The organism is Micromonospora sp. LZ34, assembly GCF_052981855.1.
The window spans coordinates 12,608-36,991 of sequence record NZ_JBRIQN010000030.1 but is presented as its reverse complement, the minus strand read 5'-3'; the positions used below and the strand labels follow the sequence as shown (position 1 = coordinate 36,991).

The 24,384-nt window shown below is 72.7% G+C and carries 22 protein-coding genes; 19 read left to right on the top strand and 3 right to left on the bottom strand.

Translation table 11 applies throughout. The features are described 5' to 3' along the window. The first annotated feature begins 55 nt into the window (after positions 1–55). Positions 56–3,559 (top strand): phosphodiester glycosidase family protein, encoded by a 3,504-nt coding sequence (locus ACVCAH_RS26280; protein ID WP_447138885.1) that lies wholly within the window; start codon positions 56–58, stop codon positions 3,557–3,559. Between the two features lie 43 nt (positions 3,560–3,602). Here ACVCAH_RS26280 and ACVCAH_RS26275 read toward each other — a convergent pair whose 3' ends face one another. Beyond that, on the bottom strand, positions 3,603–4,499 hold the full coding sequence (locus tag ACVCAH_RS26275; protein WP_447138884.1) for a phosphatase domain-containing protein: 897 nt from the start codon (positions 4,497–4,499) through the stop codon (positions 3,603–3,605). Between the two features lie 341 nt (positions 4,500–4,840). Here ACVCAH_RS26275 and rpmE point away from each other — a divergent pair, with 341 nt between their 5' ends. Beyond that, complete coding sequence (gene rpmE / locus ACVCAH_RS26270) at positions 4,841–5,065, top strand: 50S ribosomal protein L31 (protein ID WP_109900196.1); 225 nt, start codon at positions 4,841–4,843, stop codon at positions 5,063–5,065. A 92-nt stretch (positions 5,066–5,157) separates the two neighbouring features. Further along, entirely contained in the window at positions 5,158–6,246 is a 1,089-nt protein-coding gene (prfA, locus tag ACVCAH_RS26265; protein ID WP_447138883.1) for a peptide chain release factor 1, read from the top strand. Between the two features lie 19 nt (positions 6,247–6,265). On the opposite strand, the gene ACVCAH_RS26260 is transcribed toward prfA, so the two are convergent. Next, positions 6,266–7,816 (bottom strand): diguanylate cyclase domain-containing protein, encoded by a 1,551-nt coding sequence (locus ACVCAH_RS26260; RefSeq protein WP_447138882.1) that lies wholly within the window; start codon positions 7,814–7,816, stop codon positions 6,266–6,268. 82 nt (positions 7,817–7,898) lie between these two features. Between ACVCAH_RS26260 and prmC the strand changes: the two genes are divergently transcribed. The 4 genes from prmC to ACVCAH_RS26240 all read left to right on the top strand — a co-directional run bounded on the left by prmC (position 7,899) and on the right by ACVCAH_RS26240 (position 12,385). Next, on the top strand, positions 7,899–8,837 hold the full coding sequence (prmC, locus tag ACVCAH_RS26255; protein ID WP_447138930.1) for a peptide chain release factor N(5)-glutamine methyltransferase: 939 nt from the start codon (positions 7,899–7,901) through the stop codon (positions 8,835–8,837). Beyond that, on the top strand, positions 8,837–9,484 hold the full coding sequence (locus tag ACVCAH_RS26250; protein ID WP_447138929.1) for an L-threonylcarbamoyladenylate synthase: 648 nt from the start codon (positions 8,837–8,839) through the stop codon (positions 9,482–9,484). Before prmC ends, ACVCAH_RS26250 begins: the two co-directional genes overlap by 1 nt. After that, a complete protein-coding gene (locus tag ACVCAH_RS26245) occupies positions 9,485–10,096 on the top strand; it encodes an arsenate reductase/protein-tyrosine-phosphatase family protein (RefSeq protein WP_447138881.1) in 612 nt (203 codons plus the stop codon). A gap of 177 nt (positions 10,097–10,273) precedes the next feature. Continuing rightward, entirely contained in the window at positions 10,274–12,385 is a 2,112-nt protein-coding gene (locus tag ACVCAH_RS26240) for a transglycosylase domain-containing protein (RefSeq protein ID WP_447138880.1), read from the top strand. Here ACVCAH_RS26240 and ACVCAH_RS26235 read toward each other — a convergent pair. Next, complete coding sequence (locus tag ACVCAH_RS26235; protein ID WP_447138879.1) at positions 12,360–13,850, bottom strand: SDR family oxidoreductase; 1,491 nt, start codon at positions 13,848–13,850, stop codon at positions 12,360–12,362. The genes ACVCAH_RS26240 and ACVCAH_RS26235 overlap by 26 nt on opposite strands. A gap of 35 nt (positions 13,851–13,885) precedes the next feature. Between ACVCAH_RS26235 and ACVCAH_RS26230 the strand changes: the two genes are divergently transcribed. The 12 genes from ACVCAH_RS26230 to ACVCAH_RS26175 all read left to right on the top strand — a co-directional run bounded on the left by ACVCAH_RS26230 (position 13,886) and on the right by ACVCAH_RS26175 (position 24,378). Beyond that, positions 13,886–15,175 (top strand): serine hydroxymethyltransferase, encoded by a 1,290-nt coding sequence (locus ACVCAH_RS26230; protein ID WP_447138878.1) that lies wholly within the window; start codon positions 13,886–13,888, stop codon positions 15,173–15,175. Beyond that, on the top strand, positions 15,168–15,602 hold the full coding sequence (locus tag ACVCAH_RS26225; RefSeq protein ID WP_447138877.1) for a hypothetical protein: 435 nt from the start codon (positions 15,168–15,170) through the stop codon (positions 15,600–15,602). Before ACVCAH_RS26230 ends, ACVCAH_RS26225 begins: the two co-directional genes overlap by 8 nt. Positions 15,603–15,782: 180 nt before the next feature. Beyond that, entirely contained in the window at positions 15,783–16,019 is a 237-nt protein-coding gene (locus ACVCAH_RS26220; protein WP_447138876.1) for an AtpZ/AtpI family protein, read from the top strand. 11 nt (positions 16,020–16,030) lie between these two features. Next, the gene (atpB, locus tag ACVCAH_RS26215) at positions 16,031–16,828 is read left to right on the top strand and encodes a F0F1 ATP synthase subunit A (RefSeq protein ID WP_447138875.1); all 798 of its coding nucleotides are present in this window, start codon (positions 16,031–16,033) and stop codon (positions 16,826–16,828) included. Between the two features lie 66 nt (positions 16,829–16,894). Further along, entirely contained in the window at positions 16,895–17,128 is a 234-nt protein-coding gene (locus tag ACVCAH_RS26210) for an ATP synthase F0 subunit C (RefSeq protein ID WP_043966050.1), read from the top strand. 27 nt (positions 17,129–17,155) lie between these two features. After that, positions 17,156–17,695, top strand: coding sequence for a F0F1 ATP synthase subunit B (locus ACVCAH_RS26205; protein ID WP_447138874.1), 540 nt, complete (start codon positions 17,156–17,158; stop codon positions 17,693–17,695). Then, positions 17,695–18,516: a F0F1 ATP synthase subunit delta gene (locus ACVCAH_RS26200; RefSeq protein WP_447138873.1), complete on the top strand. Its 822-nt coding sequence runs from the start codon at positions 17,695–17,697 to the stop codon at positions 18,514–18,516. Before ACVCAH_RS26205 ends, ACVCAH_RS26200 begins: the two co-directional genes overlap by 1 nt. A 90-nt stretch (positions 18,517–18,606) precedes the next feature. Further along, positions 18,607–20,262, top strand: coding sequence for a F0F1 ATP synthase subunit alpha (atpA, locus tag ACVCAH_RS26195; RefSeq protein WP_447138872.1), 1,656 nt, complete (start codon positions 18,607–18,609; stop codon positions 20,260–20,262). A gap of 9 nt (positions 20,263–20,271) precedes the next feature. After that, positions 20,272–21,201, top strand: a complete 930-nt coding sequence (locus ACVCAH_RS26190; protein ID WP_447138871.1) for a F0F1 ATP synthase subunit gamma — start codon at positions 20,272–20,274, stop codon at positions 21,199–21,201. Then, positions 21,201–22,640: a F0F1 ATP synthase subunit beta gene (gene atpD / locus ACVCAH_RS26185; protein WP_447138870.1), complete on the top strand. Its 1,440-nt coding sequence runs from the start codon at positions 21,201–21,203 to the stop codon at positions 22,638–22,640. Before ACVCAH_RS26190 ends, atpD begins: the two co-directional genes overlap by 1 nt. A 221-nt stretch (positions 22,641–22,861) precedes the next feature. After that, entirely contained in the window at positions 22,862–24,004 is a 1,143-nt protein-coding gene (locus tag ACVCAH_RS26180) for an LCP family protein (protein ID WP_447138928.1), read from the top strand. An 89-nt stretch (positions 24,005–24,093) separates the two neighbouring features. Next, complete coding sequence (locus tag ACVCAH_RS26175; protein ID WP_447138869.1) at positions 24,094–24,378, top strand: F0F1 ATP synthase subunit epsilon; 285 nt, start codon at positions 24,094–24,096, stop codon at positions 24,376–24,378. The last annotated feature ends 6 nt before the right edge of the window (positions 24,379–24,384 follow it).

Sequence of the window (24,384 nt, the reverse complement as noted above, 5' to 3'; positions counted from 1 at the left end):
CGCTTCAGCCGGTAGGTATTGAAACTTCTATTCACGGTCCGGTTGACTGTCGTCCATGCGTACCCGCAGACGATCCGCCCGGCTCGCCGGCGTCCTGCTGTTGACGCCGCTGATCACCATGGCCGGCCCCGTGCCGGCGATTGCCGGGGCGCCGGCCGCCCCGGCCACCGACCACTTCGCCACCGCTGCCGAGGACGCGCCCCGCGCCTCCTCCCACCCTTCGAACTTCGTGACGCTGGCCGGCGACCCGGCCGCGAGCACGGCGGCCGCCGCGGCGCCGACCGGCGTCGAGCCGGCCGGCGGCCTGGAGACCGCGAAGACCACCCGCCCGGTCGCGCCGGGCCTGGAACTCACCTCCTTCGACCGGTACGACGCGGACGGCTGGCTGCGCGCCGACGCTCTCACCGCCGACCTGGCCGGTGGCGTCACCGTCGACTACGTCAACTCCGGCGTGGTCAGTCGCGCCGAGCCGCTGCGCGGGGCGGTGGACGCCTCCCGCGCGGTCGCCGCGGTCAACGGGGACTTCTTCGACATCAACAACTCCGGTGCCGCCCAGGGCGTCGGCATCCAGGGCGGCAAGCTGGTCCAGTCCGCGGTCAGCGGGCACCGCAACGCCGTGGCGATCACCAGCGAGGGGCTGGGCCGGGTGATCGAGGTGAACTTCGACGGCACCGCCACGCTACCCACCGGACCGGTGACGCTGACCCAGTTCAACAACATGGTCCAGACCAACGGCGTCGGCGTGTTCACCGCGCTCTGGGGGTCGTACACCCGGGAGCGCGCGGTCGCCGGAGCCGCTCGGGTCACCGAGGTCGCGGTGGTCGACGGCCGGGTGGCGAGCGTCAGCACGACCGCCGGCAGCGGGCCGATCCCGGCCGGCACCAGCGTGCTGCTCGGCCGCGAGGCCGGCGCCGACGCGCTCGCCGGGCTGCGCCCCGGCGACCCGGTGGACGTCGCCTACCAGCCGAAGCCCGCCGACGGCAGCACCCTGCACGCGGCGGTCGGCGGCGGCAACGTGCTGGTCCGCGACGGCGTGGTGCAGAGCATCGCGGACGCGTCGCTGGCGCCGCGGACCGCAGTCGGTTTCTCCGCCGACGGCCGCCGCATGATCATGCTCACCGTGGACGGCCGGCAGGTCGACAGCCGCGGCGTCACGCAGACCGAGATGGGCCGGATGATGGCCGAACTCGGCGCGCACCACGCGCTGAACCTCGACGGCGGCGGCTCGTCCACCCTGCTCGCCCGGGAGCCCGGCGCGGCCGCCGTGCAGGTCGAGAACAGCCCCTCGGACGGCGCCGAGCGCGCCGTGCCCAACGGCCTCGCCCTCTACGCGCCGCAGGGCAGTGGCCGGCTCACCGGCTACTGGCTGGAGACCGCCAGCGACCCGACCAGCGCGCCGGGCGTCTCCCCGGTGCGCGGCGGCCGCCCCGACCGGGTCTTCCCCGGCCTCACCCGGCGGCTCACCGCCGCCGGTCACGACGAGACGTACGGCCCGGCGGCCGGCGCGCCGAAGTGGCGGGCCAATCCGGCGGTGCACGGCATCGTCGACACCGACGGCCGCTTCCGGGCCGGCCTGCCCGGACGCACCACGGTCACCGCCTGGCGCGACGAGGCCAGCGGCACCCTCGACCTGACTGTGCTCGGGCCGCTGGCCCGGCTCGACTCAACCGTGGAGCGGGTCGGGCTGACCGGCTCGGGTGGCACCGCGCTGTTCGGGGTGGTCGGCTACGACGCCGAAGGCAACACCGCCCCGATCGAGCCCGCCGACCTGCGCCTCGAGTACGACCGCGAGCTGCTGAAGATCACCCCGACCGCGGACGGCAACCTCTCCGTCGCCGCGCTGCGTGACACCGGCTCCGCCCTGGTCACCGTCCACGTCGGCCGGAGCAGCACGGTCGTGCCGGTCACCGTCGGGCTGACCGACGTGCCGGTGGCCACCTTCGACGACGCGGCGTCCTGGCGGTTCAGCCAGGCCCGGGCCAGCGGCGCCGTCGCCCCGGCGCCCGGCCACACCGGCACCGGCCTGCGGATGACGTACGACTTCAGCCAGTCCACCGGCACCCGGGCCGCGTACGCGGACCCGCCGGCCTGGATCCCGGTGGCCGGCCAGCCGCAGGCGTTCGGCATGTGGATCCACGGCAACGGCACCGGCGAGTGGCCGAGCCTGCACCTGCACGACGCGCAGGACACCCAGCACGTGCTGCGCGGCCCGTACATCACCTGGACCGGCTGGCGGTACGTCGAGTTCACCGTGCCGGCCGGGGTGCAGTACCCGGTGCGGATCCGCCGGTTCTACGTGGCGGAGACGAACGCCGCCGCGCAGTACAAGAGCGAGGTCGTCATCGACGACATGGTGGCCAAGGTGCCGCCGACGGTCGACGTGCCGGCCGAGGCGCCGCGTACCGACCGGGTGGTGCTGCGCGACGGCACCGTGGACGGCGCGCCGTGGCGGTTCGCGGTGATGTCCGACGCGCAGTTCGTGGCCGCCGACCCGGACAGCGACCTGGTCGCCCAGGCCCGCCGTACGCTGCGCGAGGTCAAGGCGGCCCGGCCGGACTTCCTGGTGATCAACGGCGACTTCGTGGACACCGCCTACCCGGCGGACTTCGCGCTGGCGAAGCGGGTGCTGGACGAGGAGCTCGGCGGGGAACTGCCGTACTACTACGTGCCGGGCAACCACGAGATCATGGGCGCCCCGATCAGCAACTTCCGGGCCGTCTTCGGCGACACCGAGCGGGCCTTCGACCACAAGGGCACCCGGTTCGTCACGTTGAACTCGTCGACCGGGTCGCTGCGGGGCGGTGGCTTCGACCAGGTGCGGATGCTGCGCGAGGCGCTGGACTCGGCCGCCGGCGACCCGGCCGTCGGCTCGGTGGTCGTGCTGCACCACCACCCGCCGCGCGACCCGAGCCCGGCCAAGGCCAGCCAGCTCGGCGACCGGAAGGAGGCGGCGCTGCTGGAGCAGTGGCTGGCCGACTTCCAGCACCGCACCGGCAAGGGGGCGCTCTTCGTCGGCGGGCACGTCGGCACCTTCCACGCCGACCGGGTCGACGGGGTGCCGTACGTGATCAACGGCAACTCGGGGAAGAACCCGTCCACCCCGGCCGACCAGGGCGGGTTCACCGGCTGGACGGAGTTCGGGGTGGACCCGGTGAGCCTGGAGGAGGCGGACCGGGCCCGCCGTGACCCGCTCGCCGAGGGGCCGCGCTGGGTGGCCGCCGAGACGCACGCGCACGTCGACCAGCTCGCGCTGGCGGCGCCGGCGAGCGTCGCGGTCGGCACCCCGGCGACCGTCACCGCCACGCTCGCCCAGCCCGGCGGGCGTACGGTGCCGGTGGCCGCGCCGGTGAGCGCGGACTGGTCCGCCTCGCCGAACCTGCACGTCGGCTCGGCCGCCGGGCTGAGGCCCTGGCACGTGGCCCGCTTCGACCCGGCCACCGGGCGGCTCACCGCGCTGCGCCCGGGCCAGGTCATCCTTTCCGTCGAGGTCAACGGCGAACGGGCCCGGGCGAGCATCGCCCTGACCGCGGCGACGGCGGCGGAGGCGCCCGCCGCCTGACCGCGCCGGTGGGCTCCCCGCGGACCGCGGGGAGCCCACCGGGTCAGAAGTCGCCCTCGGCCACCTGGAAGACGGTCAGGCCGAGGGCGCGCCACATCCGCACCACCTGCTGGCGGTCGTCGAAGACGCCGACCACCCGGTAGCGGTCCTTGACCTCGCGTTCGTAGATCTCCCGCTTGACGACCGAGTCCTTCCGCGAGTCGCCGACGGCCCGCAGGTGCAGGTCCAGGTACGGCACCCGGACGTGCCGGTCCAGCCAGGCCTCGGTGTCGGCCCGGGCCGAGGCGTCCCGGCCGGAGCAGAAGACCACCCCGTAGCCGGCGGCGTGCATGGCCCGCACCGCCGCGATCACCGCCGGGTTCGGTTCGTCCTCGCCCACCCGGGTCATGTCGTACGGGCTGCGCGAGACGTTCTGCGCCACCGTGCCGTCGATGTCCACCAGCACGATCTCCGGCGCTTCGAGCGACGGCTCGTGCACCCGGGCCGGTCGTCCGGTACGGGCCTGCGGCACCGGCAGCGGCAGGGTGCGCCCCGCCAGGTAGCGCTCGTGCAGCCGGCGGATCCACTCCTCGCCGACCCGGTCCGCCTCCGGCCGGGCCGCGTCCCGGCGCAGGCACTCGTCCAGCGGCACGTCGGTGAAGTCGTGCACCTCGAACTCGGCCCCGAACCGGGCGGCCAGGTCGGCCAGCTCCCGCAGCGTGCGGGAGCGCAGGTTGGTGTCGTCCACGCAGACGTCGGCCCGGGCCCGCAGCAGCGCCTCCACCTGGGCCCGCTGCACGACGGTGACCTGCGCCTCGGCCCACTGGGTGAAGAGCCGCTCGCCGTGCAGCATCCGGCGCAGGTCGTCCCGGTTCACCCGGACCACGGAGGGTTGCAGGGTGCGGGCGAAGGTGGTCTTGCCGGAGGCGGGCAGTCCCCGGGTCGCGATCAGGCGGGCCATCACTCACTCCGTGTCTGCTCGAACGGGCGGTCCGGGAGCGCACGCCGGCCCGGCTGCCGGCCGTGCGCGCCCGCGCGGCCACCGGACGTTGCGTACCCCGGGCGGGGCACGGGCGCGGCCGGCGGCGTGTGGGTGAATGCCCCGGCAGGCGGCGGGAATGCGGACGGGGAGGCGTGCGTTGTCGATGCCGGACCCGCTGTGCGGCCCGATTGCCGGGTCGGCGTACGCCCATGGCACACTGGTCAATCGGCCACCGGTTCCGGTTCACGCCCGAGCCCGTCGCAGGGTGCGGCGGGCGGCGACGGCGACCCGGCGACCACCGACGAGAGGACCGAGGCGACATGAAGCCCAACATCCACCCGGAGTACGTGACCACCGACGTCACCTGCTCCTGCGGCAACACCTTCACGACCCGCAGCACCGCCAAGGGCGGCTCGATCCACGTCGAGACCTGCAGCGCCTGCCACCCGTTCTACACCGGCAAGCAGCGCGTGCTCGACACCGCCGGTCGGGTCGCGAAGTTCCAGCAGAAGTACGCCAAGGTTCAGGCCAAGAAGGGCAAGTAACTTCTCGTTCGGCGCCCGCGTCCGGTTTCGTGCCGGACGCGGGCGTCGTCCGTATGTCCCCCGGTCCGCCGTGTCGAAGGAGCAACCCCAGCATGAGCAGCGAGCGTCTGGCCGCCCTCCTCGACGAGTACGCCGAGCTGGAGAAGCGGCTGGCCGACCCGGCCATCCACGCCGACCAGGGCACCGCCCGCCGGGTCGGTCGGCGCTACGCCGAACTGGTGCCGCTGCACAAGGCCGCCGGCGAGCTGGAGCAGGCCCGGGCCGACCTGGCCGCCGCCCGCGAGCTGGCCGCCGAGGATCCCGCCTTCGCGACCGAGGCCGAGTCCATCGCGGCGTCCCTGCCGGCGCTGGAGGAGCGCCTCGCCGAGCTGCTGATCCCGCGTGACCCGCACGACGCCAAGGACGTGATCGTCGAGATCAAGGCCGGCGAGGGCGGCGAGGAGTCCGCGCTCTTCGCCGGTGACCTGCTGCGGATGTACACCCGGTACGCCGAGCGGCGCGGCTGGCTGACCGAGGTGATCGACGCCCAGGACTCCGACCTCGGCGGGGTGAAGGACGTCTCGCTGGCGATCAAGACCAAGGGCGTGCCCGAGGGCGGCAACGGGGTCTGGTCGCGGCTGAAGTGGGAGGGCGGCGTGCACCGGGTGCAGCGCGTCCCGGTCACCGAGTCGCAGGGCCGGATCCACACCAGCGCGGCCGGCGTGCTGGTGCTGCCGGAGGCCGAGGACGTCGACGTCACCATCGACCCGAACGAGCTGCGGATCGACGTGTTCCGCTCGTCCGGCCCGGGCGGGCAGTCGGTGAACACCACCGACTCGGCGGTGCGGATCACCCACCTGCCGAGCGGGATCGTGGTCTCCTGCCAGAACGAGAAGTCCCAGCTGCAGAACCGCGAGCAGGCGATGCGGATCCTGCGCGCCCGGCTGCTGGCGGCGGCCCAGGAGCAGGCCGACGCGGCCGCCTCGGACGCCCGCAAGGCCCAGGTGCGCACCGTGGACCGCTCGGAGCGGATCCGCACCTACAACTTCCCGCAGAACCGGATCACCGACCACCGGATCGGCTACACCGCGTACAACCTCGACCTGGCCCTCGCCGGCGACCTGGACGGCGTGCTGGACGCCCTGACCGAGGCGGACCGCGCCGCCCGCCTGGCCGGCGACACCGAACTCACCCGCCGCTGACCGCTCCCGCCCGCCCGGCTCAGGAGGCGCGGGGGCGGGTCTTGGCCCGGAGCATCTCCCGGTCGGCGAGCTCGAAGGCGGTGCTCAGCGCGTCGCGCAGCCCGGCGCCCGAGCCGGAGACCTCGGCGAACCCGATGCTCACCCCGACCGGGGTGCCCGGCACCAGCGACTCCCAGTCCTCGGTGCGCACGGCGGCCTCGATCCGGCGGGCCACCTCGGCGGCCTCGGTCATCCCGGTGCCGGGCAGCACCACCACGAACTCGTCGCCGCCGTAGCGCGCCACGAAGTCGCCCCGGCGCATCACCCGGTTGATCACCCCGGCGACGCGTTGCAGCACCAGGTCGCCGGAGTGGTGCCCGTGCCGGGTGTTGACGGCCTTGAAGCCGTCCAGGTCGCAGACCCCGATCACCACCTGCTCGCCGCGGGCGACCACGGCCGCGATGTAGCGCTCCAGGCGGCGACGGTTGGGCAGCCCGGTCAGCGGGTCGGTCAGCGCCTCGCCCTCGTAGCGAGCCGCCTCGCGGCGCATCTCCTCGTGGTCGATCCGGGCGGCGATGCCGTCGATGTAGACGTCCCGGAGCCGGTCGTTGCGCTGTGCGGCGAGCCGGAACGCCAGCCGGTCGGCCCGGTGCGCCGCCGCGTGGTCGCCGGCCCGGGACAGGGCGATGCTGCGCAGCCGGGCCGGCTCGGCCGCGCCGAGCGTCTCGCTGGAGACCCGGACCGTCTCCAGCCGGCTGACCGCCTCGATCGGCCGCCCTTCGGCGATGGCCAGGCAGACCTGGCCGAGCTCGCGCATGTCGCGGGCGCGGGCGCTGTCCCCGCCGTGGCCGAGCAGCCGGGCCGGCGCGGCGTCGCCGCCCACCTCCAGCCGGTCGCCCAGCGACGCCTGCCGGGCGGCGGCGTAGCCGTACGCGGCGAGGCTGCTCGGGCGCAGCCGCCCGGCCCGCCCGCTGCGGACGAACCGGCCGAGGTCGGCGGCGACGTCGCGGAGCACCCGCAGGCAACCGTCGCTGTCACCGTTGTGGTCCAGCGCCACCGCGTTGCGCAGCCGGATGCCCGGCGCGGCGAAGGTCTCCTCGGGGATCCCGGCACCCTGCCCGAGCTGCCGGGCCCGCTCGATGGCGCCGAGGGCGTAGCCGTGGAAGCTGAGATAGGAGTAGGCCATCGCCAGGTCGTGCCAGCCCCAGGCGGTGTCCCGGTCGGGATCCTCCACCGCGCCCAGCGCCCGGGCGGCCTTGACCAGGTGGGTGACGCAGCGGTCCAGCGCGCCCTGGTGGTGGGCGGCGAGCGCGGCCAGCGCGTTCAGATGCCCGTGCAGGTAGGGCTCGGCGAGGTCGCGGACGGCACCGGAGGCCTCCTCGATGGCCCGGGTGAACTCCGCGGTGCGACCGAGATTGATCAGCGCGGAGAGCCGCTGCACGAGCGCGTCGGCGCGGGCGTACGGGTCGCTGGTGGTGCGGATGACCCTGTCGACCACGGTGTACGCCTCGGCGGACCGGCTCGCCTCCTGCAACGCCCGGGACTGCCTCAGGGCGTCAACCTGGTCTGTGACCCGGTCGAGCCAGCCCACCCGCGACCTCCTGTCGGTGTGCGCCCGCACGCACCCGCTCGTGATGTGAACCGCGACGCTTCATGATTATGTCGTGACCACCGTGCCGCAACACCCGTCCGAAGGGACGAACCGGGAGCGTCCGTCCGTGGCGGTGGCCCGGGCGGCCCGCGTCCTGACCGACGCCGGCGTCGAGGCTGCCCGGGCCGAGGCCGAGCTGCTGGCCGCGTACGTGCTGGACGTGCCGCGCGGCCGGCTGGCCCTGGCGGACGGATTCACCCCGGCCGAGCGGGAGCGGTACTCCGCGCTGGTCGCCCGCCGGGCGGACCGGGAGCCGTTGCAGCACCTCACCGGCCGGGCCGCCTTCCGGCACCTGGAGCTGGCCGTCGGCCCGGGAGTGTTCGTGCCCCGCCCGGAGACCGAGCTGCTCGCCGGCTGGGGCGTCGAGCAGGGCGGACGGATGACCGACCCGCTGGTGGTGGACCTGTGCAGCGGCTCCGGCGCGATCGCGCTGTCGGTCGCCCAGGAGCTGCCGTCGGCCCGGGTGCTGGCGGTGGAGAGTTCGCCGGCGGCGCTGCCCTGGCTGCGCCGCAACGCCGCCGAGCGGGCCTCGGCGGGGGACCGGCCGATCGAGGTGGTCGAGGCGGACGTCACCGCGCCGGACCTGCTGGCCGAACTGGCCGGCCGGGTGGACGTGCTGCTCTGCAACCCGCCGTACGTGCCGGCGGCGGTGGCCGTGCCGCCCGAGGTGGCCCGGCACGATCCGGCGACCGCGGTCTTCGGCGGGCCGGACGGGCTGGCGGTGATCCGCCCGGTGGTGGCCCGGGCGGCGGTGCTGCTGCGGCCCGGCGGGGCGCTCGGCGTCGAGCACGATGACACGCACGGCCGGGTGGTGCCGGAACTGCTCGCCGCCGACGGCCGGTACGCCGCCGTAGCCGACCATCCGGACCTGACCGGCCGGCCCCGGTTCGCCACCGCGTCCCGCCGGGCGGACGGTCAGCACCGGTTCACCGGCGCGGCGTGGCAGACTGGCTCCTCGTGATGCTCTACGACTGCCGGTCGCCCGCCGACCGGGACCGCGGCATCGCTGCGGCCATCGAGGCGGTCAAGAACGGCGAACTGGTTGTCCTGCCGACGGACACGGTCTATGGGATCGGCGCGGACGCGTTCACCCCGTACGCGGTCAAGGCGCTGCTCGACGCCAAGGGCCGGGGCCGGCAGATGCCGCCCCCGGTGCTGATCGGCTCCCGGCAGACCCTCGACGGGCTGGTCTTCTCGCTGCCCCGGGCGGCCCGGGACCTGGTCGAGGCGTTCTGGCCGGGTGCGCTGACCATCGTGGTCGAGCACTCGCCGAGCCTGCAGTGGGATCTCGGGGACAAGACCGGCACGGTGGCGGTGCGGATGCCGTTGCACCCGGTGGCCCTGGAGGTGCTGCGGGAGACCGGCCCGATGGCGGTCTCGTCGGCGAACAAGACCGGCCAGCCGGCCGCGGTAACCGCCGAGGAGGCGCGCGACCAGCTCGGCTACTCGGTGCGCGCGTACCTGGAGGCCGGGCCGTGCCCGGACCCGGTGCCGAGCACGATCGTGGACCTCACCGGCGAGGTGCCGCAGGTCCTGCGGCTGGGTGCCATCCCGCTGGAGAAGCTCCGCGACGTGGTGCCGGACATCGTCGAGAGCCAGGTGGCCTGAGTGCCCCCGTTCACCGTGCTGCACGTCTGCATGGGCAACATCTGCCGGTCGCCGATGGCCGAGCGGCTGCTCGCCCTCGCCGTTCGGGAGCGGCTGTCCCGGCGCGGGCTGGACCCGGCCGGCGCGGAGGACCTGCTGCACAGCCACAGCGCCGGCACCGGCGGCTGGCACGCGGGCGAGGAGATGAACCCGCCGGCGGCCCGCCAGGTGACCACCCGTGGCGGCAGCGTCGACGGGTTCGCCGCCCGCAAGCTCCGCTCGGACCACATCGACGCGGCCGACCTGGTCCTCACCGCCACCGCCGACCAGCAGGAGTACGTGGTGGCGCTGCGCCCGGACGCCGCCGCGCGCACCTTCGTGCTGGGGGAGTTCGGCCGGCTGCTGGCCGCGGTGGACGCCGCCGCGCTGCCGCCGGCCGAGGCCACCGGCGAGGCGGTGTACGCCCGCGGCGTGGCCCTGGTGGCGGCGGCCGACGCGGCCCGCCAGGGCACCACCGCGCTGCCCACGGACGACCTGGACGACCCGTGGGGCCGGGGCGACCAGTGCTTCAGCCGGGTCGCCGACGAGATCGAGGAGACCGTGCACCCGCTGGCGGCGGTGCTGGTGCCCTGAGCCGGCCGGTCGGAGGCCCCGTCGGCATCGCCCGGGCGGCTCCCGGCGTGTCCGGCGGCGCGCGCCGTGTCCGCCTCGCGAATTTCCTGCGGGTTTGCCGAAACCCGAGGGTGAAACGGGCGTTTCGGGTCATTCTGAACGGGTCCTAGCGCGATCCGGCTCCTGCGGGGAGAGCTGATGACCCGGGCCCATCTGCACCGACTGCTGACCGTCCTGACCGCCGGCGTGCTGGCCGGACTGGCGCTGGCGGCGGCGGCCCTGCCGGCCGCGCTGGTGTTCGGGATCGGGTTCTCGGCGCTCGCCGCGCCGTACGCGGAGCTGCCGAACACGCTGCGCACCCCGCCCACCGCCCAGCGGTCGAACCTGTACGCCAACGACGGCACCACCCTGATCACCTCCTTCTACCAGGAGGACCGGGTGGACGTGCCGCTGGCCGAGGTGGCCCCGGTGATGCGCCAGGCGATCGTCGCCGCCGAGGACGAACGGTTCCACGAGCACAGCGGGGTCGACCTGCGCGGCGTGGTCCGGGCCTTCACCGTCAACCAGGGGGCCGGCGAGACCCGGCAGGGCGCCTCCACGCTGACCATGCAGTACGTCCGGAACGTGCTGAGCAGCGATCCCCGGCTCAGCGAGGCGCAGCGCGCCGCGGCCACCGAGGTGTCCACCGCGCGCAAGATCCAGGAGATGCGGTACGCGCTGGCGCTGGAGCGGGAGCTGACCAAGGACGAGATCCTCGCCCGCTACCTGAACATCGCGTACTTCGGCGCGGGGGCGTACGGGGTGGCGGCCGCCAGCAAGCGCTACTTCTCCAAGGCGCCGGCCGACCTCACCCTCGGCGAGGCGGCCCTGCTGGCCGGACTGGTCCGCTCGCCGCACAGCGACGACCCGATCAACGGGGACGCGGACAGCGCGCTGCGTCGCCGGGCGTACGTGCTGGACCGGCTGGTGGAGTCGGGGCAGGTGCCGCCCGCCGAGGCCGCCCGGGCCGCGGCCGAGCCGCTGAAGCTGCGCCCCAGCGAGACGCCGAACGACTGCACGGCGGTGCCCGAGGGGCACAACGACTGGGGCTTCTTCTGCGACTGGTTCACCCGGTGGTGGAACGCCCAGCCGGCGTTCGGCGCGAGCGTGGACGAGCGGCAGCGCACCCTGCGCCGGGGCGGGTTCTCGATCGTCTCCTCGCTCGACCCGGCCGTGCAACGCGCCACCGTCGAGCAGGTGCGCCGGATCTACCGGGTGGACGACCGCCGGGCGATGCCGACCGCCGTCATGCAGCCGGGGACCGGCCGGGTCCTCGCCATGGCGGTGAACCGCACCTACAGCGTGGACGCCAACCCGTCCGGGCAGAAGAACCACCCGAACACGGTCAACCAGCTGGTCGCCGGCGGCGGATCGATCGAGGGCTACCAGGCCGGCTCGACCTTCAAGCTCTTCGCCATGCTGGCCGCCCTGGAGTCCGGGCTGCCGCTGCGGACCGAGTTCGACTCGCCGGACCGGTTCGTCACCCGCTACCCGGTCTCCGGCGAGGCGAGCTGCGACGGCTACTGGTGCCCGGAGAACTCCAGCTCGTCGGTGGCGGGCCGGCACGACATGTGGACCGCCTTCGGCGAGTCGGTGAACACCTACTTCGCCTGGCTGACCGAGCGGGTCGGCGCGGACCGGGTGGTGGAGATGGCCGAGCGGCTCGGCATCGTGCTGCGTGCCGAGGACGACGCCGGGCTCGCCCGCCACGGCGCCCGCAACTGGGGGCCGTTCACCCTCGGCGTGGCCGCGACCACCCCGCTCGACCTGGCCGGCGCGTACGCCACGGTGGCGGCCGAGGGGACCTGGTGCGCACCACTGCCGGTCACCTCGATCACCGACGCCGCCGGCCGCCCGATCGACGCGGCCCGGCCGGACTGCCGCCAGGTGCTCGACACCGACGTGGCCCGCGCGGCGGCGGACGCGGCCCGCTGCCCGGTCGGCGACCAGTCCATGTACAAGCGCTGCGACGGTGGCACCGCCAGCCGGCTGCGGGAGCGGGTGGGCCGGCCGGTGGCCGGCAAGACAGGCAGCTCCGAGCGGTACGCGACGGAGACCGTGGTGGCCTTCACCCCGCAGTTGGCGGTGGCCGCGATCGCCACCAACCCGGACGACCCCCGGGACGCGGTGGGCCGGGCGGTGCAGGACCGGATGGTGGTGGCGGTGGGCGAGCTGATCTCGTTCGCCCTGCGCGACCAGCCGGTGCGGGACTTCGTACCGCCGAGCGAGGTGACCGCCTTCCAGGTCACCGGGGCGCGGACCGGGAACTGACCGCACCGGTCAGCTGCTCGGCGCCCCGGGCGATGTTGCGGGCCATCCCGCCGAAGACCACCGCGTGGAACGGGGCCACCCCGCCCCAGTACGCGTGCCCGGCCAGGCCGTGCGGCAGGAACACGGCCCGCTGGTGGTAGCGGCTGTGCCCGTCGTCGGCCGGCAGCACCCGCATCTCCAGCCAGGCCCGGCCGGGCAGCCGCATCTCAGCGCGCAGCCGCAGCAGCTCGCCCGGGACGATCTCCTCCACCCGCCAGAAGTCCAGCGCCTCGCCGACCTGGAGCCGGTGCGGGTCGCGCCGGCCCCGGCGCAGCCCGACCCCGCCGACCAGCCGGTCCAGCCAGCCCCGGAGCGACCAGGCGAGCGGGAAGGAGTACCAGCCGTGCTCCCCGCCGACCCCCTCGATCACCCGCCAGAGCGCCTCCGGCGGCGCGGCCACCGCCCGTTCCCGCACGTCGGTGTACGTCGTGCCGCCGGACCACTTCGGGTCGCTGGGCAGCGGTTCGGCCGGCGCGTCCGGGCCGCTCGCGTTCGACCAGCGGGTCTCCACTGCGGCGTCGCGGACCTTGACCAGCGCCAGCTGCACCGCCCGGTCGAAGCCGGTCAGCCCCTCCGGCGGATCCGGGACGTACCGGGCGATGTCGTGCTCGCGCGCGACGGCCTCCTGCACCAGGCTCTCCACCAGCGGCCGGGCGATCGCGTTCGGCACCGGGGTGATCAGCCCGACCCAGAGCGAGGAGAGCGACGGGGTCAGCGGCCGGACCGGCAGGACGAGCCGCCGGGGCAGCCGGGCCACCCGGGCGTAGCGCTGCATCATGTCCTGGAAGGTGAGCACGTCCGGCCCGCCGATGTCGAAGGCCCGGTTGACCTCCGGCGGCAGGTCCGCGCAGCCGGCCAGGTAGCGCAGCACGTCGCGGACCGCGATCGGCTGGATCCGGTTGCGCACCCAGCGCGGGGTGACCATCACCGGCAGCCGCTCGGTCAGGTGGCGCAGCATCTCGAACGACGCCGACCCCGAGCCGATGATCACCGCGGCCCGCAGCACCGCGGTCGGCACCCCGCTGTCCAGCAGGATCCGCCCCACCTCGGCGCGGGAGCGCAGGTGCGCCGAGGGGACCGAGCGGTCGGCCGGCTCCGGGCCGCCCAGGTAGACGATCCGGCGTACCCCCGCGGCCCGGGCCGCCGTGGCGAAGTTCTCCGCGGCCTCCCGGTCGGCCGCCTCGAAACCGGCCTGGCCGAGCGAGTGCACCAGGTAGTACGCGACGTCCACGCCGGCGAACGCGGCCGGCAGCGTCTCCGGCTTGCGCAGGTCGCCCTCGGCGATCTCGACCCGGCTCGCCCACGGCACGTCCCGCAGCCGGCCGGCCTTGCGGGCCAGGCAGCGTACGGCGTGCCCGTCGGTCAGCAACCGGGGCGCGAGGCGCCCACCGATGTAACCCGTCGCTCCGGTGACCAGGCATCTCACGGCTTCCAGTCTGCGGCCCAATAGACTCTGGCGCTGTGGACACCGCGAGGAGCACCTTCTGGGGGCCGGATTTCGACCAGCTCCGGGCCACCGACCCGGAGATCGCCGGGGTGGTGCTCGGTGAGCTGGACCGGCTCCGTGCCGGCCTCCAGTTGATCGCCAGCGAGAACCTCACCTCGCCGGCCGTGCTGGCCGCGCTCGGCTCGACGCTCACCAACAAGTACGCCGAGGGCTACCCGGGCCGGCGCTACTACGGCGGCTGCGCCGAGGTGGACCGGGCCGAGGAGATCGGCATCGCCCGGGCCAAGGACCTCTTCGGCGCGGAGCACGCCAACCTCCAGCCGCACTCCGGGGCGAGCGCCAACCTGGCCGCGTACGCGGCGCTGGTGCAGCCGGGCGACACGGTGCTCGCCATGGACCTGCCGCACGGCGGGCACCTGACCCACGGCAGCCGGGTGAACTTCTCCGGCAAGTGGTTCGCCACCGTCGGGTACACCGTCCGGCGGGACACCGAGCTGATCGACTACGACGAGGTACGCGACCTCGCCCTGGCGCACCGGCCCAAGATGATCATCTGCGGGGCGACCGCCTACCCGCGGCTGATCGACTTCGCCCGGTTCCGCGAGATCGCCGACGAGGTCGGCGCGTACCTCATGGTGGACGCCGCGCACTTCATCGGCCTGGTCGCCGGCCGGGCCATCCCGTCCCCGGTGCCGTACGCCGACGTGGTCTGCTGCACCACGCACAAGGTGCTGCGCGGGCCGCGCGGCGGCATGATCCTGTGCCGGGAGTCGCTGGCCCAGCGGATCGACAAGGCGGTCTTCCCGTTCACCCAGGGCGGCCCGCTGATGCACGCCGTCGCGGCCAAGGCCGTCGCGCTGCGCGAGGCCGCGCAGCCCGGGTTCCAGGCGTACGCGGCCCAGGTGGTGGCCAACGCCCAGGCGCTGGCCGGCGGACTGGCCGCCGAGGACATGCGCCCGGTCTCCGGGGGCACCGACACCCACCTCGCCCTGATCGACCTGACCGAGGTGGGGGTGACCGGCGCGGACGCCGAGGCGCGCTGCGACGCGGCCGGCATCACGCTGAACAAGAACGCCATCCCGTACGACCCGCAGAAGCCGATGGTGGCCTCCGGCATCCGGGTCGGCACGCCCAGCGTCACCACCCAGGGCATGCGGGAGGGGGAGATGCGCCGGATCGCCGGGCTGATCGCGCGGGCGGTGCGCACCGACCCGGCCGCCCCGGGCGGGGCCGACGCGCTGGCCGGGATCGCGTCCGAGGTGACCGAGCTGGTCACCGCCTTCCCGGCGTACCCCCGTGGCTGAGCCCGGGGTGCGGGAGCCGGCGCCGACCGCGCCGGCCGACCGGCGGTGGCGGTTGCGCCACCTGCCGGTGCTGCTGGCCGCGAGTGCCGCGCTGGCCGCGCTGGCCGCGCTGGTCGGCGCGGTCACCGGCGGCACCCCGGCGGCGCTCGGCGCGGCGGCCGGGGTGGGCGTCACGGTGGCCAGCTACACGCTGACCACCGTGGTGCTGGCCTGGGCCGACTCGGTGAACCCGCAGCTCGTGCTCCCCTTCGGACTCGGTCTCTACGCGGCCAAGTTCACCCTCCTGGGGGTGGTGATGGTGGCCGTGGCGTCCACCGGCTGGCCCGGCCTGATCCCGCTCTGCCTGGGCATCGCCGCCGCGGTGGTGGTCTGGACCGGCGTGCACATCTGGTGGCTCACCGCCGTGCACGTACGCGGGGCGCGCTGACCGCGGGAATCCCACACCTCGGGCGGCGCGGAAATGTGTCCGCCATCGGTCATTTTCAGGCCGCTCGAAGGGGAGTAGCGTGCCCACAGATGCGCCTGCCCGCCCAAGGCCCACACAACCACGGTTGTGCGGGGGGTGAGGCACAGCCTCGTCTTCCCGACTGATATCGTTCGCCCCGTCATGGCTGGTGACCAAACCCCCCGACCCAGCGGCGACCGGGACGATGTTCCGTCCGGCGCCGGCCAGGGTTGGACCGCGCTCAGCTACCTGATCGCGGGCATGCTCGTGTGGGGCTTCATCGGCTGGCTGGTCGACCAGTGGCTCGACTCCGGGGGCGTCGCCACCGGGATCGGCGTCGTGCTCGGCATGGCCGGGGGGATCGTCCTGGTCATCCGCAAGCTCGGCACGCCTACTTAGGAAGGGACGCGGTGTTCGGACAGGCGAACGTCCTGGCACAGGGCGAGGCAGCATTCCCACCCAGCGTGGAGGACTTCTACCTGCCCAGCATCCTCCCCTGGGGTGCGGAGAACTCCTACTGGTTCACCAAGATCACGGCGATGGTCTGGCTGGCCGTCGGCGTCCTGATCATCTTCTTCCTGGCCAGCTACCGGAAGCCGCAGCTGGTGCCGACGAAGAAGCAGTGGTTCGCCGAGTCGATCTACGGCTTCGTGCGGAACAACATCGCGGTCGACATGATCGGACACGCGGGGGTGCGGTTCGCGCCGTACTTCACCACGCTGTTCTGCTTCATCCTGCTGACCAACCTCTTCGCGATCGTGCCGCTGTTCCAGATCTCGCCGAACTCGCACATCGCCTTCCCGGCGTTCCTCGCCGTGATCAGCTACGTGCTCTTCATCTACGCGGGCATCCGGCACCACGGCGCCGGCAAGTTCTTCAAGAACTCCCTCATCCCGCCGGCGCCCTGGTACATCCTGCCGCTGCTGATCCCGATCGAGTTCTTCTCGACCTTCCTCGTCCGGCCGTTCTCGCTGGCCGTCCGTCTCTTCGCGAACATGTTCGCCGGCCACATGCTCCTGCTGGTCTTCACGCTCGGCGGCTTCGCGATGCTCAACGCCAACGCCTGGCTGGCGCCGGTCTCGGTGCTGTCCTGGGCGATGACCATCGCGCTCACCTTCCTCGAGTTCCTGGTGATCGTCCTGCAGGCCTACGTCTTCACCGTGCTCACGGCCAGCTACGTGCAGGGCGCGCTCGCCGAGGAACACTGAGCACTTCGCACCAACCGTTGTCGTCCCGCGTGACCGTCACGCGTGATAACCAGGAGGAACCCACTAATGGACATCTACGCCGCGGTAGAGGGCAGCACCGCCGCCATCGGCTACGGTCTCGCGGCCATCGGCCCGGGCATCGGTGTCGGCCTGGTCTTCGCCGCCTACATCCAGTCGACGGCCCGCCAGCCGGAGTCGTCCCGGATGACCCTGCCGTACGTCTGGATCGGCTTCGCCGTCATCGAGGCGCTCGCGCTGCTGGGCATCGCCTTCGGCTTCATCTGGCAGGGCCAGCTCTAATCCCGCCCCTCGACCGGGAGGTCACCCATGTTCCTGCTCGCCGCTGAGGGTGGTGAGTCGACCCACAACCCGATCGTGCCGATCTGGCAGGAGATCGTGGTGGGCACGATCGCCTTCGCCCTGCTCTGCGTCGTGCTGATGAAGTTCGTCTTCCCCCGCATGGAGCAGACGTTCCAGGCGCGGGTCGACGCGATCGAGGGCGGCATCAAGCGCGCCGAGGCCGCCCAGGCCGAGGCCAACCAGCTCCTCGAGCAGTACCGCGCGCAGCTCGCCGAGGCGCGCACCGACGCCGCCAAGATCCGGGACGACGCCCGGGCCGACGCCGAGGGCATCCGGCAGGACATCCTCGCCAAGGCGCGGGAGGAGTCCGACCGGATCATCGCGGCCGGCAAGGAGCAGCTCGCCGCCGAACGGGCCACCATCGTGCGCGAGCTGCGCACCGAGGTCGGCACGATCGCCGTCGACCTGGCCAGCAAGATCGTCGGTGAGTCGCTCGCCGACGAGGCGCGTCGCAAGGGCACCGTGGACCGGTTCCTGAGCGGTCTCGAGAGCGCGGGGGCCCGCTGATGCAGGCCGCCAGCCGGGAGTCGTACCAGGCCGCGGCGGAGCACCTGGAGACGTACGTCCGCGGCGCGGAGCCGCTGGCGGTGGCCAACGCCGCCGCCGGCGTCCTCTCCGTCGCCACCCTGCTGCGGCGCGAGCCGCGGCTGCGCCGGGCGCTCGCCGAGCCGGCCCGGTCCGGCGCGGACCGTGCCGGCCTGCTCGGCGACATGCTGCGCGGCAAGATCGACGCGGAGGCGCTGGACCTGCTCGCCACGCTGGTCGCCGGCCGGTGGTCGGCGCCGTCGGAACTGCTCGACGGCGCCGAGCGGCTCGGCGTGGAGGCGCTGCTCGCCAGCGCCGACTCCGCCGGCGACCTCGGGGAGGTCGAGGACGAGCTGTTCCGCTTCGGTCAGGTGGTCGCCGGTCAGTCGGCGCTCTCCAACGCGCTGGCCGACCCGGTTGCTCCGATCGAGCGGCGGGCCGCCCTGGTCCGCGAACTGCTCGCCGACAAGGCCCACCCGGTCACCGTCCGCCTCGTCGAGGTGGCGCTGAGCGGGTTCGGGGGACGCTCCTTCTCCGGGGCGCTCACCCGGCTGGTCGAACTCGCCGCCGACCGGCGGGACCGGCAGGTGGCGTACGTGACCGTCGCGGCCCCGTTGAGTGACGAGGAGGAGCGCCGACTGGGCGCCAGCCTCTCCGCGATATACGGTCGGGAGGTATCCGTCAAGCAGACGGTGAACCCCGAAGTTCTCGGTGGCGTGAGCGTGCGGGTCGGCTCCGACCTGTACGACGGCACCGTCCTGCGCCGCCTCAACGAGAGCCGCAACGCGCTCGCGAAGCGCTGACCGGCACTGCCGCCCAGCGCCCTGAATAGACGCCATTCGGACCGGTCGGTACTAGGTATCCCGGGCCCCTGATACTTAAGGAAGCAGAGGATGGCCGAGCTGACCATCTCGACGGAGGAGATCCGCGGCGCCCTGGAGCGCTACGTCTCCTCCTACACGTCCGACGTCTCCCGCGAGGAGGTCGGCACCGTCGCCGACACCGGCGACGGCATCGCCCACGTCGAGGGCCTGCCCTCGACCAAGACCAACGAGCTGCTGGAGTTCGAGGACGGCACGCTGGGTGTGGCGCTGAACCTCGACGTCCGGGACATCGGTGTCGTCGTTCTCGGTGACTCCGCCAAGCTGGAGGAGGGGCAGCGGGTCAAGCGCACCGACCGGGTGCTCTCCGTACCGGTCGGCGACGCCTTCCTCGGCCGCGTGGTCAACGCGCTCGGCCAGCCGATCGACGGCCTCGGCGACATCGCCGACGAGGGCTACCGCGAGCTGGAGCTGCAGGCTCCGAACGTGATGGCCCGGCAGTCGGTCTTCGAGCCGCTGCAGACCGGCATCAAGGCCATCGACGCGATGACCCCGATCGGCCGTGGCCAGCGGCAGTTGATCATCGGTGACCGGAAGACCGGCAAGACCACGGTCGCCCTGGACGCCATCCTCAACCAGCGGGAGAACTGGCGCTCCGGCGACCCGAAGAAGCAGGTCCGCTGCATCTACGTCGCCATCGGCCAGAAGGCCTCCACGATCGCTTCGATCAAGGGCCAGCTGGAAGAGGCGGGCGCGATGGAGTACACCACCATCGTGGCCTCCCCGGCGTCGGACCCGGCCGGCTTCAAGTACATCGCCCCCTACACCGGCTCGTCCATCGGGCAGCACTGGATGTACGGCGGCAAGCACGTCCTGATCGTCTTCGACGACCTGAGCAAGCAGGCCGAGGCGTACCGCGCCGTGTCGCTGCTGCTGCGCCGCCCGCCGGGCCGCGAGGCCTACCCGGGTGACGTCTTCTACCTGCACTCCCGGCTGCTGGAGCGCTGCGCCAAGCTCTCCGACGAGCTGGGCGGCGGGTCGATGACCGGGCTGCCGATCATCGAGACGAAGGCCAACGACATCTCGGCCTTCATCCCGACCAACGTCATCTCGATCACCGACGGCCAGATCTTCCTCGAGACCGACCTGTTCAACCAGGGCGTCCGGCCGGCCATCAACGTCGGCACCTCGGTCTCCCGGGTCGGTGGCGCCGCTCAGGTCAAGCCGATGAAGAAGGTCGCCGGCTCGCTGCGGCTCAACCTGGCCCAGTACCGCGAGCTGGAGGCGTTCGCCGCCTTCGCCTCGGACCTGGACAAGGCCTCCCGGGCCCAGCTGGAGCGCGGGTCCCGCCTGGTCGAGCTGCTCAAGCAGCCGAACTACTCGCCGTACCCGGTGCAGGATCAGGTCGTCTCGGTCTGGGCCGGCACCGAGGGCAAGCTGGACGACATCCCGGTGGGCGAGGTCCGGCGGTTCGAGTCGGAGTTCCTGCAGTACCTGCGGCACAAGCACGAGGGCGTCCTCGCGGCCATCGCCGACAACAAGTGGGACGACGACATCATCGGCTCGCTGGACGCCGCCATCACGGAGTTCAAGCAGGTCTTCCTCGGCAAGCAGGACGAGCGCCGGATCAACGAGGCGCCGGCCGCCCCGCTGGAGGGCGAGGAGACCCGTGAGACGGTGACCCGCTTCCGCGACGGCACGACCGACCGCCCGGTCGAGAACCAGTAAGGGCTGAGCATGGCGGCCCAGGTTCGCGTTCTTCGTCAACGGATCCGCTCGGCGAAGTCGATGAAGAAGATCACCAAGGCGATGGAGCTCGTGGCGACGAGCCGGATCGCCAAGGCCCAGGCCCGGGTGGAGGCGTCCCTGCCGTACGCCCAGGCCATCACCAACGTGCTCACGGCGCTGGCGTCCAACGCACGGATCGACCACCCGCTGCTCACCCCGCGGCCGCGGGTGCGGCGGGCCGGCGTCCTGCTGGTCACCAGTGACCGGGGACTGGCCGGCGGCTACAGCACCAACGCGATCAAGACCGCCGAGTCGCTGATCGCCCGGCTGAAGGCCGACGGCAAGGAGCCGGTGCTCTACGTCATCGGGCGCAAGGGCGTCACGTTCTACCGGTTCCGCAACCGGCCGATCGAGGCGAACTGGACCGGCTTCAGCGAGCAGCCGTCCTTCGCCGACGCCCGCGAGGTGGGCGAGACGCTGATCAAGGCGTTCTCGGCGGGCGCGGACGACGTCGACGGCGGCACCGGGCCGGACGGGGTGCTCGGGATCGACGAGTTGCACATCGTCTACACCGAGTTCAAGTCCCTGATGACCCAGACCCCGGTCGCCAAGATCATCGGCCCGATGCAGGTCGAGGACCGCCCGCGGTCCGAGGGCCTGCTCCCGGCGTACGAGTTCGAGCCGGAGGCGGATGCGCTGCTCGACGCGCTGCTGCCGAGGTACATCAACACGCGGATCTACGCGGCGTTGATCGAGTCGGCGGCGAGCGAGTCGGCGGCCCGGCGGCGGGCGATGAAGAGCGCCACCGACAACGCCGAAGAGATGATCGAGAAGTACACGCGTGAGATGAACACGGCCCGCCAGGCCGGGATCACCCAGGAGATCAGCGAGATCGTCGGCGGCGCGAACGCGCTGGCCGCGTCGGGAAGTGAAGTGTGATGACTGCCCCAGTAGAGACCAAGACGGCCACCGGTCGGGTGGTCCGGGTCATCGGCCCGGTCGTCGACGCCGAGTTCCCGCGCGACGCCATGCCGGCCCTGTTCAACGCCCTGCACGTGGACGTGATCCTGTCCGGCGGTGAGAAGACGCTGACCCTGGAGGTCGCCCAGCACCTGGGTGACAACATGATCCGCGCGATCTCGATGCAGCCGACCGACGGCCTGGTCCGCGGCGCGGAGGTGCGCGACTCCGGCTCGCCGATCACCGTGCCGGTGGGCGACGCGGTCAAGGGTCACGTGTTCAACGCGATCGGCGAGTGCCTCAACCTCACCGAGGGCGAGACCATCCAGGCCGACGACCGGTGGGGCATCCACCGCAAGGCCCCGGCCTTCGCCGACCTGGAGCCGAAGACCGAGATGCTGGAGACCGGCATCAAGGTCATCGACCTGCTCGCCCCGTACGTCAAGGGCGGCAAGATCGGCCTGTTCGGCGGCGCCGGCGTGGGCAAGACGGTGCTCATCCAGGAGATGATCACCCGCGTGGCCCGCAACTTCGGTGGTACGTCGGTCTTCGCCGGCGTGGGGGAGCGGACCCGTGAGGGCAACGACCTCATCGCCGAGATGACCGAGTCCGGCGTCATCGACAAGACCGCGCTGGTCTACGGCCAGATGGACGAGCCGCCGGGCACCCGGCTCCGGGTCGCCCTCTCCGCGCTGACCATGGCGGAGTACTTCCGGGACGTGAAGAAGCAGGAGGTGCTGCTCTTCATCGACAACATCTTCCGCTTCACCCAGGCCGGCTCCGAGGTCTCCACCCTGCTCGGCCGGATGCCGAGCGCGGTGGGCTACCAGCCGACCCTGGCCGACGAGATGGGCGAGCTCCAGGAGCGGATCACCTCCGTCCGGGGCCAGGCCATCACCTCGATGCAGGCGATCTACGTGCCGGCGGACGACTACACCGACCCCGCCCCGGCCACCACGTTCGCCCACCTCGACGCGACCACCAACCTGGAGCGGTCGATCTCCGACAAGGGCATCTACCCGGCCGTGGACCCGCTGGCGTCCTCGTCCCGGATCCTCGCCCCGGAGTTCGTCGGCCAGGAGCACTTCCAGGTCGCCACCGAGGTGAAGCGGATCCTGCAGCGCTACAAGGACCTGCAGGACATCATCGCCATCCTCGGCATCGAGGAGCTCTCGGAGGAGGACAAGGTCACGGTCGGCCGGGCCCGCCGGATCGAGCGCTTCCTCTCGCAGAACACCTACGCGGCCGAGCAGTTCACCGGCGTGCCGGGCTCGACGGTCCCGATCAAGGAGACCATCGAGGCGTTCCGCAAGATCAGCGAGGGTGAGTACGACCACTTCCCCGAGCAGGCCTTCTTCATGTGCGGTGGTCTGGAGGACCTGGAGCGCAAGGCGAAGGAACTGATGGCGGAGGGCTGAGCCGCTCCGAACGTCACACAAAAGGTCGCCCCGGCAATGCCGGGGCGACCTTTTGTTCATCTTCACGCCCTACCATCGCCGCTGGCCGGTTTCGCGCGGTCGGCGATCACGCCGTGTGCGAGGTACCGTCGATCCGCGCGCTCAACCCCCGATGAGCGCTGGTCCTTGCAACCATTCGGCTGCGCGCGCCCGTCTCCTGATCGTGGGCGTGACGAACGGAGATACTCGTGGGTAAGGCCGGCAAGGTCGGCAAGCGGCCGTCCATGTGGTCGGGCGTGCCCCGGTGGGCCCGGGTCAGCACGGTGTTCGGCGCCGTGCTGATGCTGCTCAGCGGGGCGGTCCTGGTCGGCATGGAGGCACTGATGGCCCGCTACGAAGGTGCGGTGGGCAAGGCCGACCTCTTCGGCGACCAGGCCGCCGGCGCGAAGGAGCGCAAGAGCGACATCAAGGGCCCGCTGAACATCCTGCTGGTCGGCATCGACCCCCGCAACCCGGAGACGCCGCCGCTGGCCGACTCGATCATGGTGCTGCACGTGCCCGCCTCGATGGACCGGGCCTACCTTTTTTCGCTGCCGCGCGACCTCCTCGTGGAGATCCCGGAGTTCATCAAGGCCGACTTCAACGGCGGCACCGACAAGCTCAACGCGGCTATGTCGTACGGCAGCCGGGTGCCGGGGAAGAACCCCGACGCCGCCCGCGGCTTCGAGCTGCTCGCGGAGACCGTGCAGGACGTGACCGGGATCAAGCGCTTCGACGCCGGCGCGATCATCAACTTCACCGGCTTCCAGAAGATCGTCGACGCGATGGGTGGCGTCGACATGTACATCGAGCGCGAGGTGCGCTCGGAGCACCGGAAGCCGGACGGCACGCACCGCGAGGGCAACCCGAACGGCGAGGGCTACATCGGGCCGCAGGCGGAATACAAGAAGGGCAACCAGCACCTCAAGGGCTGGCAGGCGCTGGACTACGTCCGCCAGCGCTACCCGAAGAACGGCGTCCCGGACGGCGACTACGGCCGGCAGCGCCACCAGCAGCAGTTCGTCAAGGCCATGGTGGGCCAGGCGTTCAGCGCCGACGTGGTGACCAACCCGCTCAAGCTGGACAAGGTGCTCCGGGCCGCCGGGCAGTCGCTGATCTTCAGCGGCCGCGGCCACAGCGTCGTGGACTTCGGGCTTGCGCTCAAGAACATCCGCCCGGACACGATCCAGATGGTCAAGCTGCCCGGCGGCGGGGTGATGGAGAACGGCAAGTACCGCGGCGAGCGCTTCAAGCCCGAGGTGGACGACTTCTTCACCGCCCTGCACAACGAGCAGTTGGACGCGTTCCTGCTCGAGCACCCGGACTTCCAGAACAAGACCAAGTAGGCGTGGCGTAGCTCTCGCCACCCGCCTCGGCGGCGCCTCGGCGGCGGGACTAGACTTTCGGCAATCCGCCGCCGCAGCAAGGAGACAGCGTGGCACAGCAGCTTCACGTCGAGCTCGTAGCCGTCGAGGAGAAGGTCTGGTCCGGCGAGGCCGAGATGGTCGTCGCCCGGACGACCGAGGGTGAGCTGGGTGTGCTGCCGGGGCACGCGCCGCTGCTCGGCCAGCTCGCCGAGCCGGGCCAGGTACGCATCAAGCTCGCCGGCGGCGAGCAGGTTGCCTACGAGGTGGCCAGCGGCTTCCTGTCGGTCAGCGCCGAGGGCGTGACCGTCCTGGCCGAGAGCGCCACCCCGGTCTCCGCCGCGCAGAGCCGCTGACCGCAC